The 17,820-nt window shown below is 66.9% G+C and carries 12 protein-coding genes; 2 read left to right on the forward strand and 10 right to left on the reverse strand.

Annotated elements, in window-relative coordinates; genetic code table 11:
* Positions 1–84 precede the first annotated feature (84 nt).
* From lysS to ICJ04_RS10200, 3 genes are all read right to left on the reverse strand, one after another.
* On the reverse strand, positions 85–1,602 hold the full coding sequence (lysS, locus tag ICJ04_RS10190) for a lysine--tRNA ligase (RefSeq protein WP_188324157.1): 1,518 nt from the start codon (positions 1,600–1,602) through the stop codon (positions 85–87).
* A 123-nt stretch (positions 1,603–1,725) separates the two neighbouring features.
* A protein-coding gene (gene prfB, locus ICJ04_RS10195) for a peptide chain release factor 2 (protein WP_188324158.1) occupies positions 1,726–2,851 on the reverse strand; the annotation gives its coding sequence in 2 pieces (ribosomal slippage) (positions 1,726–2,775 and positions 2,777–2,851; 1,125 coding nt in all).
* A 93-nt stretch (positions 2,852–2,944) separates the two neighbouring features.
* Positions 2,945–3,841 carry a LytTR family DNA-binding domain-containing protein gene (locus ICJ04_RS10200; RefSeq protein WP_188324159.1) on the reverse strand — a complete coding sequence of 299 codons (897 nt, stop codon included), beginning with the start codon at positions 3,839–3,841 and terminating at the stop codon, positions 2,945–2,947.
* 157 nt (positions 3,842–3,998) lie between these two features.
* Here ICJ04_RS10200 and ICJ04_RS10205 point away from each other — a divergent pair, with 157 nt between their 5' ends.
* Positions 3,999–5,261, forward strand: coding sequence for an acyltransferase family protein (locus ICJ04_RS10205; protein WP_188324160.1), 1,263 nt, complete (start codon positions 3,999–4,001; stop codon positions 5,259–5,261).
* Here the strand turns inward: ICJ04_RS10205 and ICJ04_RS10210 are convergent.
* Positions 5,200–8,112 carry a VIT domain-containing protein gene (locus ICJ04_RS10210; RefSeq protein WP_188324161.1) on the reverse strand — a complete coding sequence of 971 codons (2,913 nt, stop codon included), beginning with the start codon at positions 8,110–8,112 and terminating at the stop codon, positions 5,200–5,202. The genes ICJ04_RS10205 and ICJ04_RS10210 overlap by 62 nt on opposite strands.
* Positions 8,113–8,247: 135 nt before the next feature.
* On the opposite strand from ICJ04_RS10210, the gene ICJ04_RS10215 reads away from it, so the two are divergent.
* Positions 8,248–9,303 (forward strand): DUF1176 domain-containing protein, encoded by a 1,056-nt coding sequence (locus ICJ04_RS10215; RefSeq protein ID WP_188324162.1) that lies wholly within the window; start codon positions 8,248–8,250, stop codon positions 9,301–9,303.
* 69 nt (positions 9,304–9,372) lie between these two features.
* On the opposite strand, the gene recJ is transcribed toward ICJ04_RS10215, so the two are convergent.
* The 6 genes from recJ to carA all read right to left on the reverse strand — a co-directional run bounded on the left by recJ (position 9,373) and on the right by carA (position 17,708).
* On the reverse strand, positions 9,373–11,112 hold the full coding sequence (gene recJ, locus ICJ04_RS10220; protein ID WP_188324163.1) for a single-stranded-DNA-specific exonuclease RecJ: 1,740 nt from the start codon (positions 11,110–11,112) through the stop codon (positions 9,373–9,375).
* Between the two features lie 199 nt (positions 11,113–11,311).
* Complete coding sequence (locus ICJ04_RS10225; RefSeq protein ID WP_223203065.1) at positions 11,312–12,235, reverse strand: phosphoglycerate mutase; 924 nt, start codon at positions 12,233–12,235, stop codon at positions 11,312–11,314.
* An 18-nt stretch (positions 12,236–12,253) separates the two neighbouring features.
* A complete protein-coding gene (gene greA / locus ICJ04_RS10230; protein WP_188327290.1) occupies positions 12,254–12,718 on the reverse strand; it encodes a transcription elongation factor GreA in 465 nt (154 codons plus the stop codon).
* Between the two features lie 8 nt (positions 12,719–12,726).
* The gene (gene carB / locus ICJ04_RS10235) at positions 12,727–15,969 is read right to left on the reverse strand and encodes a carbamoyl-phosphate synthase large subunit (protein ID WP_188324165.1); all 3,243 of its coding nucleotides are present in this window, start codon (positions 15,967–15,969) and stop codon (positions 12,727–12,729) included.
* 54 nt (positions 15,970–16,023) lie between these two features.
* Positions 16,024–16,578, reverse strand: a complete 555-nt coding sequence (locus ICJ04_RS10240; RefSeq protein WP_188324166.1) for a hypothetical protein — start codon at positions 16,576–16,578, stop codon at positions 16,024–16,026.
* Complete coding sequence (gene carA / locus ICJ04_RS10245) at positions 16,578–17,708, reverse strand: glutamine-hydrolyzing carbamoyl-phosphate synthase small subunit (RefSeq protein WP_188324167.1); 1,131 nt, start codon at positions 17,706–17,708, stop codon at positions 16,578–16,580. The genes ICJ04_RS10240 and carA overlap by 1 nt, the downstream gene beginning before the upstream one ends.
* Between the last annotated feature and the right edge of the window lie 112 nt (positions 17,709–17,820).

Genomic DNA, 17,820 nt, shown 5'->3' on the forward strand with positions numbered 1-17,820 from the left:
GCCATCACAGGCCTCGCTGACACGATACTCCAGACATCGCAGCTTAGGTAGGTGCAGGCCTTCGCCCACACCCGGCCCCCGGACTCAGGCTTCCGGGCGCATGTACGGGAACAGCAGCACGTCACGGATCGAACTGCTGCCGGTCAGCAGCATGACCAGGCGGTCGATGCCGATGCCCAGGCCGCCGGTCGGGGCCATGCCGTATTCCAGCGCGCGGATGTAGTCGGCGTCGTAGTGCATCGCCTCGTCGTCGCCACCGTCCTTGGCCTCGACCTGCGCCTGGAACCGGGCCGCCTGGTCTTCCGGGTCATTGAGCTCGGAGAAGCCGTTGGCCAGCTCCTTGCCGTTGATGAACAGCTCGAAGCGGTCGGTGTAGCCCGGTGCATCGTCGTTCGCGCGGGCCAGCGGGGACACTTCCACCGGGTGATCGGTGATGAAGGTCGGCTGGATCAGCGTGTGTTCGACGGTGGCCTCGAAGATCTCCAGCAGCAGCTTGCCCCAACCGTAGGAGGGCTTGATGCGGATCTTCAGACGTTCGCAGTGGGCCGCCAGTGCGTCGCGGTCGGTGCAGTCGGCCAGGCTGATGTCCGGGTTGTGGTGGCGCACGGCCTCGTCCATCCGCCAGCGACGGAACGCCGGTGCCAGGTCGATGCGCGCCCCATCCCACTCCACTTCGGTGGTGCCCAACACCTTCTGCGCCACGTCACGGATCACGCCCTCGGTGAGGTCCATCACTTCGTTGTACGTGGCATACGCCTCGTACAGCTCCATCATCGTGAACTCGGGGTTGTGGCGGGTGCTGACGCCCTCGTTGCGGAAGTTGCGGTTGATCTCGTACACGCGCTCCAGGCCACCCACGACCAGGCGCTTGAGATACAGCTCCGGCGCCACGCGCAGGTACAGGTCCAGGTCCAGCGCATTGTGGTGGGTGGTGAACGGCTTGGCCGTAGCGCCGCCGGGGATGTAATGCATCATCGGCGTTTCGACTTCCAGGAAGTCGCGGTTGTCCAGCCACGCGCGCATGGCGCGGATGATCTTCGAGCGCTTGATGAAGACCTCGCGCGATTCCGGGGTGACGATCAGGTCGACATAGCGCTGGCGATAGCGCTGCTCCACGTCGGCCAGACCGTGCCACTTGTCCGGCAGCGGACGCAGCGACTTGGTCAGCAGGCGGATCGCGTCGGCCTTCACCGACAGTTCGCCGGTACGGGTGCGGGTCAGACCGCCTTCCACGGCGATGATGTCGCCGACGTCCCAGCCCTTGAAGGCGGTGTAGGCGTCGCCCAGCACGTTGCCCTGCAGGAACACCTGGATGCGGCCGGATTCGTCCTGGATCTGCGCGAAACTGGCCTTGCCCATCACCCGCTTGGCCATCAGCCGGCCCGCCATCCGCACCCGCCGCTCGCCGGCTTCCAGCGCCTCGGCCGTCCACTGGTCGGCGTCGATGAAGTCGGCCTGCAGCGTGCCGGCGAAATCCTCGCGGCGGAAATCATTCGGATAGGCGATGCCCTGGGCGCGCAGCGCGTTCAGTTTGGCGCGACGCTCAGCGATAAGGCTGTTTTCGTCGACGGGGGGCTGCGGCGCGGCGGTCTGCTCGTTCATGGGCGTGGGGGTCGTGTCATTGGGGAGGGGAATCAGGGATTCCAGCCCGCCGAGGATACGACGGACCGGGGGTGGCTGCGCTTGCAGCCACCGGACGGGTCACCGCACCGGTGACCCGCAGGCTCAGGCGTCGCTGCGTTTGGCGCCCGCTTCCAGGCCGGATTTCAGGCTGGCCTCGATGAACTCGTCGAGGTCGCCATCGAGCACCTTCTGCGTGTCCGTACGCTCGATGCCGGTGCGCAGATCCTTGATACGGCTCTGGTCGAGCACGTAGTTGCGGATCTGGCTGCCCCAGCCGATGTCGGACTTGGTCGCTTCCAGCGCATCGCGCTCGGTGTTGCGCTTCTGCACCTCCAGCTCGTACAGCTTGGCGGCCAGCATCTTCATCGCGGTGTCGCGGTTCTGGTGCTGGCTGCGGCCGGTCTGGCAGGCCACGACCGTATTGGTCGGGATGTGCGTGATGCGCACCGCCGATTCGGTCTTGTTGACGTGCTGACCACCGGCGCCGGAGGAGCGATAGACGTCAGTACGCAGATCAGCTGGATTGATGTCGATCTCGATGTTGTCGTCCACTTCCGGCGACACGAACACCGAGGTGAAGCTGGTGTGGCGGCGATTGTCCGAATCGAACGGCGACTTGCGCACCAGACGGTGCACGCCGATCTCGGTCTTCAGCCAGCCGTAGGCGAAGTCGCCCTCCACGCGGAACGTCGCCGACTTGATGCCGGCCACGTCGCCACCGGAGACTTCCATCAGTTCGGTTTTCCAGCCACGCGCTTCGCACCAGCGCAGGTACATGCGCAACATCATCTCGGCCCAGTCCTGGGCTTCGGTGCCACCGGCACCGGCCTGGATGTCGACGAAGGCGTTGCAGTTGTCCATTTCGCCGGAGAACATGCGCTGGAACTCCAGCTGTTCCACGTGCTTCTGGTACTTGTCCAGGTCGGCGACCACCGCGTCGGCGGTTTCCTCGTCCTGCTCGCTCTCTGCCAGCTCCAGCAGGTCGGTCGATTCGGCCAGGCCATCCAGGATGCTGGCGATGCCGCCCACGGTCTTTTCCAGCAGCGAGCGCTCACGCCCCAGGTTCTGGGCGTACTCCGGCTTGTTCCAGATATCGGGGTTTTCGAGTTCCCGGGTTACTTCTTCCAGGCGCTCTTTCTTGACGTCGTAGTCAAAGATACCCCCTGAGCGACAGCACGCGATCGGTCAGATCGGTGATGCGCTGGCGGACAGGATTCAGCTCGAGCATGTCGGCGGTTTCTGTTCGAAAGATGACCTGCAATGATAGCAAACTGCGGCCAGCCGGTCGGCCGACCCGGCACCTGCCCGGCGCCGTGGCCGATCACGCGCCCAGCGCCTGGCGCAGCACCGGCAGCTGCCGCCGGCTGCACGGCACCCGACCGCCATCGGCCATGTGCAGCAGGGCTTCGCCCCCTTCGGTGGGTTCGATCGAGCGCAGGCAGGCACGGTTGACCAGCCAGCTGCGGTGGCTGCGCAGGAACAGCTGCGGATCCAGCCGCTGCTCCAGCGCGGCCATGGTGGTCCGCAGCGGATAGTCGCGTCCGCGCACCCGCAGGTTGACGTAGTTGCTGGCCGCCTGCGCGTACTCGATATCAGCCGTTGCGACGAGGAACTCCTTGCCCAGCGTGCGCACCAGGAAATGCGCCGGGCGATCCACCGGCTCCACCGGCGGCGCATCGTCCGGTGCCGCCAACAGGGCCGCCTCGCCCTGCCGCCGCCGCCCGAACCACGCCACCGCATGCACCGCACAGACAAGGATCGCGTAGGTCTGCACATCCTTGAACAGTTCGTACAGCCACTGGGTAGGCCAGGGCCCGTACTGATAGGTGCTGCCCACCACCGCGTGCGCTGCCTGGCGCAGGGCCACCATGCCGGTGACATGCAGCAGCCACCACGCCACCCCGCCCAGCACATAGACCGGCAATCGCCTCCGCCACGTATCGGCATGCAATGGCCAGCGCCACGCCAGCCGGCTCAGCACGGCCAGCAACAGCAGCGACACCACCCCACTGCTGGCTTCATCCACGCTGGTGGAAAACCAGTCGAAGGCCTCGTGGTCGCGGGCAGCACGCATCCAGCCGACCAGCACATTGGCCGCTGCCGTGCCCATGAATACGGCCAGCCAGAACAGGGCCACCGCGCGCGCCGTGCGCCGTGGTGACCGGGGAACGTGTGGCGTCGTTGCCGCGGCCTGCGGCGTTGGGTGGGGGCTGTCCATCCGGCGCATTATGGCGTGCGACGACGGTTTCAGCCGCCCCGTTGGTCCCTCCCCGCCCGCCATCGGTCCCTGTCGTTCGCCCACACGGCCCCTGCCCTGCACCGCCTCCACCCGACGACGGCACGCTTCGGACTTCCTTCCCGGGCTGCCCGTCACCATGCACCGCCGACATGATCTCGACGCCCTGCGCGTCCTCGCCCTCATGCTGCTCATCCCGTACCACGTCGGCATGGCCTACGTGGACGACTGGGGCTTTCATCTGAAGAGCGCGTACACGGTTGAATGGCTGCAGTGGCCGATGATCGCGCTCAACCGCTGGCGCATGCCCTTGCTGTTCGCCATCTCCGGCATCGCACTTGGACTGGCTGTTCCTGCGGCGGGACGCATGGGCTTTGCGCTGCGGCGCAGTGGGCGGTTGCTGCTGCCGCTGGTGTTCGGCATCGTCGCGGTGGTCAGCCTGCAGGCCTATTGCGAAGCGGTGGATACCGGCGACGTTGCCCCCGGACTGGGCGCCTTCCTGATGCGTTACTGGCAATTCCGCCCCTGGCCCGGCGCCCACTTCACCGGCGCGGCCTTCGGCTTCACCTGGAACCATCTCTGGTACCTGGCCTATCTGGTTCCGTATTCGCTGCTGATGATCGGGCTGGCGTCGCTGCTGCGGCCCTTGCGCGCGCTGTTGCCCAGCGGGTCGCTGTCGAACCGGGTGATCGCCACGGCCGGCCTGCTGCTGCCGGTGTCCTGGCTGGCCTGGAACATTCTGGTGGTGCTGCCCGACCATCCGCCCACCCATGCCCTGATCGGCGATCCGTTCGTCCATGCCGAGTCGTTGCCGTTGTTCGCGCTGGGTTTCATCGGTGCCCGTTGGCAGCGCGGCTGGGACCTGCTGCTGCGCTGGCGCTGGCCCACGCTGTGGCTGGCCCTGGTGGGCCTGTGCCTCGAGTTGGGCATCCGCGCGCTGGGCCGGATGCCGGGCCTGGACGGAAGCGAGGCGTGGATGCTCGCACTGCCGTGGGCGCAGACCGAGCGCATCGCACGCGCGCTGTACACGTGGACCGCGCTGCTGGCCCTGTTCGGCTGGGCACGGGCATGGCTGGACCGGCCGTTCCGATGGCTGCCCTATGCGCGCGAGGCGGTGTTCTGCCTCTATATCCTGCACCAGACCGTGCTGATCGTGCTGTTGTACTGGCTGCGTCCACTGGCCCTGGGGCCTTGGCTGGAACCGATGCTGGTGCTGGCCGGCACGTTCGCCGGCAGCCTGCTGCTGCACGAGCTGTTGATCCGCCGCGTGCCCCTGCTGCGGCCGCTGTTCGGCCTGCCGCGCCGGCATCCCGCTCGGAATCCAGCCAGTCCGTCTGCCGTCAACGCACCTCGAACTCGCCCACCAGCACCGTATCCGCCTGATCCTTCAGCCGCAGGGTGACCTGCTGGTCCTGCTGCCGGGCAGTCCCCCAGTGCGTGCTCAGGCGCAGAGTAAGCGTGGTCGCACCGGTCACCAGCTGCTCGCGGCTGCCGAAGAAATTGGCTTCCACCTTGTACACGCCGGGTTTGGCCTCGCGCAGTGAAAACTGCTCGGGCCCATACCCGCCGGTGAAATCCTCCGACATCGCCCCGCCCTGGTAGGTCAATCGATTGCCGTAGTACGCGCGCTCGCCATTCGGGTCGGTCACCCACAGGTCCATGTCACTGTTGTCGCTGTCCCAGCCCAGCACCACGCGCAGGTCCAGTGGCATGGGGGCGCGCAGCCGCGGATCGATCAGACCGGCATCCAGCTGTTCGCGGGCCGCCAGGGTCGTGGCTTCATCCAGCGCGATCAGCGAAATGCCGCTGAAGCGTGCATCCCACGGCCGCAGCACCACTTCGTACAGCGCACTCAATGCGGCCGGATACTGGCCGTCCGCTTCCAACGCCAGCCCCAGGTCGCGGAAACTCTGCGGCTCCTCCTCGCCCAGTGCCAGCACGTCACGGAACACCGGCACCGCCTGCGCTGCGGCCCCTGCCTGCATCAGGCGATAGCCCAATACGCGCAGCACATGGCGGTTCTCCAGCTGCATCTCCGCCAGGTTGGACAGCACCCGCAGGGCCAATGCACGCTGGTCCTTGGCCAGCAGCAGATCAGCCACGTCCAGGTAGAACGCACTGCTGTCGGCATGCGCGGCACGTTCCTGCAGATAGGTGCGGTAGAGCTCTCCCGCACTGGCGGCACGCAGGCGCCGGGCGTAGTCGGAATCCGGTGCCCAGGGCGCAAGCGAAATGGCGATGGCGCCGCTATTGCTCGCGCGATCCCCAGCCACGTCCATCGCCGGACGCCCGGCCGGAGCCGCTGCTGTCACCGCGATGGGCACCGGCGCCGGCGCCGGCGCCCTCATTTCATCGGCGGCACGCGGTTCGGCGAATGCCTGCAGCGCCGCCACGGGGGCGCTCTCCCGCAGTGCCACCGGGCGGCTTTTCTGCTGCTCGACACGCGGGGGTGCCTGCTTCGGCCAGCGCGTCTCCCACCACCGGCGGCGTGCGGCCAGCTGCCCCGCGATCTGCTCCAGCCTGGCGCTGCGTGCGTGCGCGGCGTCGTCCACACCCAGTGCGTGCAGGCGGTCATAGTCGGCACGCAGCGGTGCCGGCGGGCGAATGCCGTTGGCCAGGTAGTCGTCCAGTGTTTCCAGCACGATCAAGGACGTATCTGCGCCGACCAGACCGAACTGCTGCGACAGCGAACGGATGCGCGCATCATGACGCGACGGATCGCCCGCCCAGTCGGCCAGCTTCGCCCTGGCCCACGCATGGGCAACAAGACCTCCGGCCACGTCGCGGGCGGCACTGACCGCAATGCGCTCGGTCACGATGCCACCGTCCGCCCCGCGCAGGCGCAGGATCACGGTCCCATTGTCATCGCGCACGGCACCGTGCACGCGCACCCACCCCTGCGCTGCATCGCTCACCTCGGCGACCAGTTGATCCACGCCGTGTCCTTCAAGCGACATCACCTGCACCCCCTGTTGCAGCAACTGCGGTGCCACGGTTGCGGCGTCGGCGGCACCGGTCAGTACCAGCACGCGCCCGGCGTGCGCCGACGTCCATGCGCGCAGGCGCGGCACGTCGGTGTTCTCGCCTGCGCCACTGATCGCGTACAACCGCTGGCCGGCCCGTAGTGCCGGCAGCGCACGTGCACCGTAGTTGGCCAGGCCATCGCTCACCAGCACGTATTCCTCGATGTCCGCGCGCGGCGTCCACGCCCCCAGTGCGCTGGCACCGTCCAGCGGCAACGCCTGCAGGTACGCGCGCAGTGCCGACCAGTCGCCGCCGCGGATGGCAAAGTCACGCACGGGCTCGGCCTCGTCGCGCAGCACGGTCAGCTGCACCCGCCCCGTGCCGATGGCGCGGAAGTACGCATCCAGGACCGCCAGCTCCGCCTCGCGGTTGCGCCGCACCGCAGACCCCGATGCATCCCACAACAGGCCGACGCGTGACGGCATCGTGCGCGCGCGGACCTGGCTGGCGACGGGCACCTGTGCCAGCAGATAACGCTGGCCCTCATGCGTTCCCGTCACTACATCGGCCTGGCGCACCTGCGGCACGGTCCATTGGGCCAGCGACGGCAACGCGGCCCCCGCGCCCTGCCAACGGGCGTGATAGCGACCATCGTGCAGGACGAAGGCCCAGTCCGCTGCGGACACCGGACGCGGTGTGCCGCCACCACTTGCCTGCAGGTGCACGTCCACCTGCTGCGCATTCCGGGCGAACTGTAGCGGCAGGCTCCAGCGCAGGCCCTGCGCATCGGCCGGCAACGTCTGCCGCACCACCAGCGCAACGCGTCGGCTGCCGCGCGCGGGAATAGGATAGATGCGCAGGCGGAACTGATTGCCGGCGGTCTGCTCCAGCAGACCCGGGTCCACCCGGCGTCGTTCGATGGCCTCGAACACCTGCCGACCTTTGTCCTTCGCCACCGGCACCGCGTCACGCAACGTCCCGTCGATGTCCAACGCAAAGCCGGCCACCTGCTGACCATCCGCGAGCGGAAACGCCAGCTGCCCTTCCAGTACGCGCGCGCTGGGGTTGAAGAACTCCATCTCGATACGGGTTTCGCCGAGGCCGCCGGCGACCTGGCTGTCCACGCTGACCCGACGCAGCTGCACCGGCACCTCCGCGCCCTTTACCTGCAGCACCGGCGCGGTTACGGCGGCCACGGGCGGCAAGGGCGCGCGTGCGGCAACCGCTCCGCCGTGCAGGCCCGCGGCCAGACAGCAGAGCAGACCGATGCGGCGATGAAGAGATTCCATGGGGCGCTCCTGCGTAGTGGATGCTCCATTGAACGGCTGGTTGCGAGGAACGGGGTTGAGTGGATGCATGATGGGCCTGTACATCCGCATGAGCGACCATGTCGCTCCCTGATCGCCCTCCGGAACCTCCTTCCCATGCGCCTACTCTGCCTGCTGCCGTCGTTGCTGCTCGCGCCGTTCACCGCAATCGCCGCACCTGCCATCGTGCCTGGCGTGGACTTCACCCATAACGACTGGACCCTGGCCTGCGACAACACCCGTACCTGCCGCGCGTCGGGCTACCAGAATGAAGAGCTGCCAGACAGCTTGCCGGTATCGGTGCTGTTGACCCGCTTGGGTGGGCCGGACCAACCGGTGACCGCCGAACTGATGCTGGGCCAGTACGAAGAGATCAAGCTGCCCGCGCGCCTCAGCCTGCAGATCGACGGGGTCGACCAAGGCCGCGTGGACTATGCCGGCCAGGAAGGCACGGCACGGTTTTCACCCAAGCAGGTGGCTGCACTGCTCACCGCGCTCAGCGGTCAGGGCCGCATCGTGTTCACCGGCAACGAGGGCACGCAGTGGACGCTGTCCGGGCGCGGCGCGTCTGCAGTGCTGCTGAAGATGGATGAGTTCCAGGGTCGCCTGGGCACGCCGGGTGCGCTCATGCGCAAGGGCAAGCGGGCCGAATCGTCGGTGCTGCCTGCGCTGCCGGTGCCGGTGGTGGTGCTGGGAACGCTGCCTGCCGCGCGCCCGTCCGATGCCGCGCTGGGCAGCTCAGCCGCGCTGCGTGCCGCATTGGTGGCGGCCACGCCGGCCGAGGACTGCGATGGTATCCAACCGGACCAGACCGTCGTGCTGGACGATCCGGCACCGCCGTTGAACGTGCGGCGACTGAGCGCGGACAAGCTGCTGGTGTCGACGGTGTGCTGGCGCGGCGCCTACAACGAGGGCAGCGGCTATTGGGTGGTCAACGACCGCGCCCCGTATGCGCCCACGCTGGTGACGAATCTGGGCAACGATGACGACGGGCGCAGCATCAGCGGCGCACACAAGGGGCGCGGACTGGGTGATTGCTGGTCGATGAACGGCTGGGGCTGGGATGGACGCCGGTTCGTTGCCACGGCGGTGTCCACCAGCGGCATGTGCCGGTTGGTGGCCGCAGGCGGTGCGTGGGATCTGCCGACGCTGGTGACCCACGTCAAGGAATAAGAGTACGCGGAGGGTATCGCGCGGCCTGATGCAGTATCTGTAGCGCCGAGCCCCGCTCGGCGGACTCCATCAGGCCGCGCTGCAATGCTCGACGATCAACTGGATCGCGGTGCCGCCGCGATAGTCGTCACAGGCCAGCCGATAGGCCAGGTGTACGTTGCGCGCGGGCGCATTGCCGGTCCAGCCGCCGAACTGGATTGCGTTCACCACACCGCTCACGCCCGGTCGACGCAGTTCCAGCTTCAGGTGGCGCTCCTTCAGCACGCGCCAGTTCGTCACCTCGAAGTGCCCATCGAACAGCGGCTCGGGAAAGCCCTGCCCCCACGGGCCGGCAAGGCGCAGCGCATCAGCGTGCTGATGGTCCAGTTCGTCACTGCCGAGTTCGCCGTCACTGAGCAGTTGCTGTTGCAGCATCACCGGGTCCAGCATCTGTTGTACGGCGGCGCAGAACGCGACATGAAACGCGGCCAGATGCGCATGCGGCATGCTCATGCCCGCCGCCATGGCATGGCCACCGAAACGCTCGATCAGCCCGGGGTGCCGTGCATCCACCAGGGCCAGCGCGTCGCGGATATGCAGGCCGGGGATCGAACGGGCCGATCCGCGCATCGCATCGCTCCCGGGCTCGGCCGGTGCGAACGCCACGACCGGCCGATGCAGACGATCCTTCATCTTCGACGCCACCAATCCCACCACGCCCGGGTGCCAGTCCGCATCGAACAGCACCGCCGCGATCGGCCGCTGGCCGTCATCATCCAGCACGACCTTGGCGACGGCTTTTTCGGCATCGTCGGTCATGGTCTGCTGCACGGCACGTCGTTCGGTGTTGATCTGTTCCAGTGTCTGCGCGATCTCGCGCGCCTGTCGCGGCTCGTCCGTCAGCAGCAACGCGATGCCGAGCGCCATGTCCTCCAGGCGACCGGCGGCGTTGAGCCGTGGCCCCAAGGCAAAGCCGATGTCCGTCGCGGTGAGCCGTGCGGCATCGCGACCGCTGGCTTCAATCAGGGCTTTTAGGCCGACGCAGCCCTGCCCCGCACGCAGCCGGCGCAGGCCGGCGCTGACCAGCGCACGGTTGTTGGCGTCCAGCGCGACCAGATCGGCGACGGTACCCACCGCGACCAGGTCCAGCAGGACGGCAAGGTCCGGCCCCTTGCCATCGGCGAACACCTTCATTTCGCGCAGATGGCGGCGCAGCGCCAGCAGCACGTAGAAAATCACGCCCACGCCCGCAAGCGACTTGCTGGGGAAGGCATCGTCCTGCAGGTTGGGGTCCACGATCACATCGGCAGGCGGCAACTGCGGCCCTGGCAGATGGTGGTCGGTGACCAGTACCTGCCAGCCCTTCGCCTTGGCCGCCGCAACGCCGGCATGGCAGGCGATGCCATGGTCGACGGTCACCAGCAGGTCCGGCTGCAGTGCGGCGAGTTCTTCCACCAGCGCGGGCGACAGGCCGTAGCCGTGCACCATGCGATTGGGCACCGCATGGGCCACGTGTCGCGCGCCGAGCATGCGCAGGCCGCGCACGCCGACCGCACAGGCGGTGGCCCCGTCGCAGTCGAAATCGCCGACCACCACGATGCGCTTGTCGTGCGCGATGGCCGCCGTCAGCAACGCGACTGCGCCGTCGATGCCGCCCAGCAGTTCGGGCGCATGCAGGCTGCCCAGCTTGGGCAACGCCAGCTCCGGTGTCGTCGCGCCGCGGCTGGAATACAGCCGTGCCAACAAAGGGAGCGTGCCGTCGGGCCACGATCCCACCTCGGTGTGCTCACGGCGACGGATAAGCAGTGCAGGTTCGGCGGCAGGGGACATCGGCGACGCCGGTTGCAGGAAGACAGCGCATGATACCGCGCTGGCAGCGCCCCGCCGAACGAACGGGCCACAGTTGTGACCTCGGTAGAGCCGACTTCAGTCGGCTCTACCTTGTCGGCCGTCTTTCATGAAGCCGACGGACGTTGTCCCGTCAGCCGTTCTACATGAAGCAGACGAAAGTCATCCCGTCGCCCGTTCTTCATCCAGCCGACGAACGTTCGTCGTGCAGTTGGCGCGGTTTCTTCCAGAAGCTCCAGCGCTGCGAGCGCATGAAGACAAACTGCGTGCCATCTTCGAAATCCAGTACCAGTTGGCGCAGTTCACCGCGCTGCAGGGCAGCCAGCAACGGGGTGATCGCATCGCGACCCAACTGCTCCAGCGAGCGCAGCTGGCGCAGGTCCACCAGCGCATCCACGGTCTGTTCGCCATCGATCTGCACGCCCGCGGCCTGCGCCAGCGCGCGCAGCAGGGCATCGCGGCTGCGCACCTGGGCATGCGGCGTAGTCACCGTGGCGGGGAGGGCGCCCGCTCCCCAGAACCACAGCGAATTGATCGGAGAACTGCCGGCAGCGATGCGCTCGGCGTTCCACGGGTGAGTGTGCAGCACGACCTGCGTTTCCGTCAGCAGGGCACGCCAACGGCGTCCCTCCCCGCCAGATGGCAGATGCGAGAACAGATCATCCCCCAGCACGACCTCCGGGCTGGCGAAGCGCGGCAGCGGCATGTCGGCGGGCACCTGCAGATACCACCGCGATGCAACGGGTGCGTCCAGTACCAGGCCATGATCGGCGAACAGTGGCTGCAGGGCAGGCAGCAGCGCCACCACATCATCGTGGCCGGGCCGCAGCGTGTCGCCATGGCCCATCATGCGGGCGCCGTGCATGTCCGGCACCACATGGGCCGGATCGGCGCGCAGCCAGAGGTGTCCTTGCGCATCCCCGGCATCGAGTTGCCGCGTCAGGGCGGCGGCGGGCATCTCGCCCGCCGGCGTCACGGTGAAGTGGCGCTGCAGTTGCGCCGCCTCCCCTGGCTCGCGAACGTGGTGCTGGGCACGGCCCAGCGCACGTGCGACGTCATCGGGCAACGCTGCCGCGGGAAACCGGCTCCGCGCTGGCAGCAGCAGCGTTGCGTTGGCCACCGATCAGCCTTCGTAGCTGACGCTGACGATTTCGTACTCGCGCTGGCCAGCAGGCGCATCGATGGTGATGCTGTCGCCCTCCAGCTTGCCGATCATCGCGCGCGCGACAGGCGAGGAGATGGCGATCAGGCCCAGCTTGATGTCCGCTTCGAGGTCACCGACGATCTGGTACTTCTTCTCTTCGTCGGTTTCCACGTCGGCCAGCGTCACCGATGCGCCGAACACCACCTTCGAGCCCGCGTTGAGCTTGGACACGTCGATGATCTCGGCATGGGAAAGCTCACCTTCAAGCTGCTTGATGCGGCCTTCGATGAAGCCCTGCTCCTCGCGCGCGGCGTGGTACTCGGCGTTCTCCTTCAAGTCGCCGTGTTCACGTGCTTCGGCGATCGCCGCGATGACCTTCGGGCGCTTGACCGACTTCAGGTGGTCCAGCTCGTCGCGCAGACGCTGCGCGCCCTTCATCGTGATGGGAGCTCTCATGCGTTCAGTTCCTTGTGCAGTTCCTGCAGCGACCAGACCGGGCCGGTACCGCGGAATTCCAGCGAATGCACCAGTGCCTTGGCACCGGCGATGGTGGTCGAATAGGTCACGCGATGCTGCAGCGCTTCACGACGGATCGAGAACGAGTCATTGATCGCCGCGCGGCCTTCGGTGGTGTTGACGATGTAGACGATCTCGCCGTTCTTGATCCGGTCCACGATGTGCGGACGACCCTCCACGACTTTGTTGACGATCTCGCATTCCATGCCGTGCTGCTGCAGCCATGCAGCGGTGCCGCGGGTGGCGACCAGGGTGTAGCCCTTGGACAGCAGCGCCTCGGCGACCGGCAGCACGCGCTGCTTGTCCGGGTCACGCACCGACACGAAGGCCTTGCCCACCGGCGGCGCCTTGATGCCACCAGCTTCCTGGGCACGCGCGAACGCGGCACTGAAGCTGCGGCCCACGCCCATCACTTCGCCGGTCGAACGCATCTCCGGCCCGAGGATCGGATCGACGCCCTGGAACTTGGCGAACGGGAAGATCGCCTCTTTCACCGAGTAGTAATCCGGCACGATTTCCTTGGTCGCACCCTGCTCTGCCAGCGTCTTGCCGGCCATGCAGCGGGCGGCGATCTTGGCCAGCGCCATGCCGGTCGCCTTGGACACGAACGGCACGGTGCGTGAAGCGCGCGGATTCACTTCCAGCAGGTAGACGATGTCTTCGCCGTTCTCACCGGCCTGGATGGCGAACTGGGTGTTCATCAGCCCGACCACGTTCAGCGCCTTTGCCAGCTCGACGACCTGGCGACGCAGCTCGGCCTGGGTTTCGGCGGACAGCGAATACGGCGGCAGCGAGCAGGATGAATCGCCCGAATGCACGCCGGCTTCTTCGATGTGCTCCATCAGGCCACCGATGAGCACGTTGCCCTGGTTGTCGGCGATGATGTCCACGTCCACTTCCACGGCATTGTCGAGGAAGCGGTCCAGCAGCACCGGCGAATCATTGGACACCTTGACGGCGTCGCGCACGTAGCGGGCCAGGTCGGACTCGCCGTAGACGATTTCCATCGCGCGGCCGCCCAGCACGTAACTCGGGCGCACCACCAGCGGGTAACCGATCTCGCGCGCCAGCAGCAGCGCTTCCTGGTCGTTGCGGGCGATGCGGTTCGGCGGCTGCTTCAGGCCCAGCTTGTCGACCAGCTGCTGGAAACGCTCGCGGTCTTCGGCCAGGTCGATGGAGTCCGGCGAGGTGCCGATCACCGGCACGCCGTTGGCTTCCAGCGCACGCGCCAGCTTCAGCGGCGTCTGCCCACCGTACTGCACGATCACGCCCTTCGGCTGCTCCAGCTCGACGATCTCCAGCACGTCTTCCAGCGTCAGCGGCTCGAAGTACAGGCGGTCGGAGGTGTCGTAGTCGGTCGAAACCGTTTCCGGGTTGCAGTTGACCATGATGGTTTCATAGCCATCTTCGCGCAGCGCCAGTGCGGCGTGCACGCAGCAGTAGTCGAACTCGATGCCCTGGCCGATGCGGTTCGGACCACCGCCCAGGATCATGATCTTGTCGCGGTTGGTCGGTGCGGCCTCGCATTCGTCCTCGTAGGTCGAATACAGATACGCCGTGCCGGTGGCGAATTCGCCCGCGCAGGAGTCAACCCGCTTGTACACCGGGCGCACCTTGTGCGCACGGCGCAAGGCGCGCACGGCGGCTTCATTGGTGCCGGTCAGCTGGGCCAGGCGCGCATCGGAGAAGCCGGTACGCTTGAGCTTGCGCAGGCGCGCAGCATCCAGCCCGTCGATGCCGCTGGCGGCGACTTCGCCCTCAGCGGTGATGATCTCTTCGATCTGGTCCAGGAACCACGGATCGATGAAGGACAGCGCATGGATGTCTTCCACGCTCAGGCCGGCGCGGAACGCATCGGCCACGTAGAACAGGCGCTCCGGGCCCGGCGCCTTGAGCTCGCGGCGCATGGTCTGCAGATCGTCTTCGTTGCTCAGGTCCAGCTCGGTCGGGTCGAAGCCCACCTTGCCGGTTTCCAGGCCACGCAGCGCTTTCTGCATCGATTCCTGGAAGGTGCGACCCATCGCCATCACCTCGCCCACCGACTTCATCTGGGTGGTCAAGCGGGCATCGGCGGCCGGGAACTTCTCGAAGGCGAAGCGCGGAATCTTGGTCACCACGTAATCGATGGACGGCTCGAACGACGCCGGGGTCAGGCCGCCGGTGATTTCGTTCTTCAGTTCGTCCAGCGTGTAGCCGACGGCCAGCTTGGCGGCGACCTTGGCGATCGGGAAGCCGGTGGCCTTGGACGCCAGTGCGGACGACCGCGACACGCGCGGGTTCATCTCGATCACCACCACGCGGCCGGTTTCCGGGTTGATGCCGAACTGCACGTTGGAGCCGCCGGTGTCCACGCCGATCTTGCGCAGCACGGCGATGGAGGCATCGCGCAGGCGCTGGTATTCCTTGTCGGTCAGGGTCTGCGCCGGGGCCACGGTGATCGAGTCGCCGGTGTGCACGCCCATCGGGTCCAGGTTCTCGATGGAGCAGACGATGATGCAGTTGTCCGCGGTATCGCGGACCACTTCCATCTCGAACTCCTTCCAGCCGAGCACCGACTCTTCCACCAGCACTTCGGTGGTCGGCGACAGTTCCAGGCCCCGGGTGACGATGTCGATCAGCTCTTCGCGGTTGTACGCGATGCCGCCGCCGCTGCCGCCCAGGGTGAAGCTGGGACGGATGATGGTCGGATAGCCCACGCGCGTCTGGATATCCAGCGCTTCTTCCAGCGTGTGCGCGACGGCCGCCGACGGGCATTCCAGGCCGATTTCGCCCATCGCCACGCGGAACAGCTCGCGGTCTTCGGCCATGCGGATCGCTTCGCGCTTGGCACCGATCAGCTCGACGTTGTACTTCTCCAGCACGCCATTGTCCGCCAGGTCCAGCGCGCAGTTCAGCGCGGTCTGGCCGCCCATGGTCGGCAGCAGGGCGTCGGGCTTCTCCTTGGCGATGATCTTCTCGACCGTCTGCCAGTTGATCGGCTCGATGTAGACGGCATCCGCCATCTCCGGGTCGGTCATGATCGTGGCCGGGTTGCTGTTGACCAGCACCACGCGGTAGCCCTCGTCGCGCAGCGCCTTGCAGGCCTGCGCGCCAGAGTAGTCGAACTCACAGGCCTGGCCGATGACGATCGGGCCAGCACCGATGATGAGGATGGTTTTCAGGTCAGTGCGCTTTGCCATTTTCTTCTCTAGGTCGGTACAGCGTGACAAGGGGGAGTGATCGCACGCTGACGATCAGGACATCTGTTCCGGGTCGAAATCGATGCGGCATTCGCGCTTCAGCGCGCCGGACATCGCTTCGCCGATGTTCTCCGGCATCCCGCCGTCGGCACTGATTCCTTCGATGAAACGTTGAAATGCAGGCGTGCCCATGAACCGGGCGATTTCCACCTTGTTCGCTTCGCTTACCTGCGGTGCTTCGGCGTTCGCACCCTGTTGCGCCGCGGCGCTGGCCTGGAAGGTGCGACCCATGTCCTTGCCGGCAGGCGTGGCCAGGAACTGCGTGAACTCAACGACCAGTGCCGCGCCGTCGTCACCCAGGTTGCCGGCGATCTGCTGCTGGAAATGCGCATCCAGCAGCTTGCCGATCTGTGTGGCGGCGCAGTCGCGTCCGCTGTCGTCGAGCGCCTGCAACGTGGGCGACACACTGAACAGCACGTCCGCGCTGTTCCGGCCCAGGCCTTCCATGCCGAGCTGATGCATGATGACCGCCACCTCGGCCGGGGTGGCCGGCTGTGCGCTGGCGGCGCCGGCCAGCAACAGCCCGGCCAGCAGTGCAGGAACGCGCATCAGGCGCGGGCTCCCGCCATCAGGGTCACGAAACGATCGAACAGCGGGCCGACATCGGTCGGGCCGGGCGACGCTTCGGGATGGCCCTGGAACGAGAACGCCGGCACGTCGGTGCGCGCGATGCCTTGGTTGGTACCGTCGAACAGCGACCGGTGGGTGACCCGCAACGTGGCCGGCAGGGTCGCCTCATCCACCGCGAAACCGTGGTTCTGCGAGGTGATCATCACCCGGCCCGTGTCCAGATCCTGCACCGGGTGGTTGGCACCGTGGTGGCCAAGGCCCATCTTCATCGTGCTGGCACCAGAGGCCAGCGCGAGCAGCTGGTGGCCCAGGCAGATGCCGAAGGTCGGCACCTTGGCGTCCAGTACGGTCTTGATCGCCGCAATCGCGTAGTCGCACGGTTCCGGATCACCCGGGCCGTTGGACAGGAACACGCCGTCGGGCTTCATCGCCAGCACATCGGCCGCCGGCGTCTGTGCAGGCACCACGGTGACCTCGCAGCCGCGCTCGGCCAGCATGCGCAGGATATTGGTCTTCACGCCGTAGTCGTAGGCCACGACCTTGTACTGCGACGGCACGCTGACGAACGTGTTGGCGTCCAGGTCCAGCTGGCCTTCGGTCCACGTATAGGTCGTTTCGGTCGACACGACCTTGGCCAGGTCCATGCCCTTCAAACCGGGGAAGCTGCGCGCCGCCTCCAGTGCCTTTTCCACGCTGAGGCCTTCACCAGCCATCAGCGCGCCGTTCTGCGCACCCTTCTCGCGCAGGATGCGGGTCAGCTTGCGGGTGTCGATGCCGGAGATGGCCACCACGCCGCGCTGCAGCAGCCAGTCCTGCAGCGAAACCTGGCTGCGCCAGCTGCTGGGCCGGCGCGGCACATCGCGCACGATCAGGCCGGCGGACCACACCTTGGACGCTTCATTGTCCTGATCGGTCATGCCGGTGTTGCCGATGTGCGGGTAGGTCAGCGTGACCATCTGCCGGGCGTAGGACGGGTCGGTCAGGACTTCCTGATAACCGGTCATGGCGGTGTTGAACACCACTTCGCCAACGGACAGGCCGGGCGCGCCTACGGATTCGCCCTCGAATACGGTGCCGTCTTCGAGGACGAGGATTGCGGCTTGGGTCACGGAAATCTCACTTTGGCTACCGATGGGGTACCGAAGGTCACGCCTGCGCTCACGGTAAAAACCGGTTGCAAAAAAGCGCGGACGTACGGTTCTGGACCGGTCCGGCTATCGT

Origin of the sequence: Stenotrophomonas sp. 169, from assembly GCF_014621775.1 — a bacterium.
Lineage (GTDB): Bacteria > Pseudomonadota > Gammaproteobacteria > Xanthomonadales > Xanthomonadaceae > Stenotrophomonas.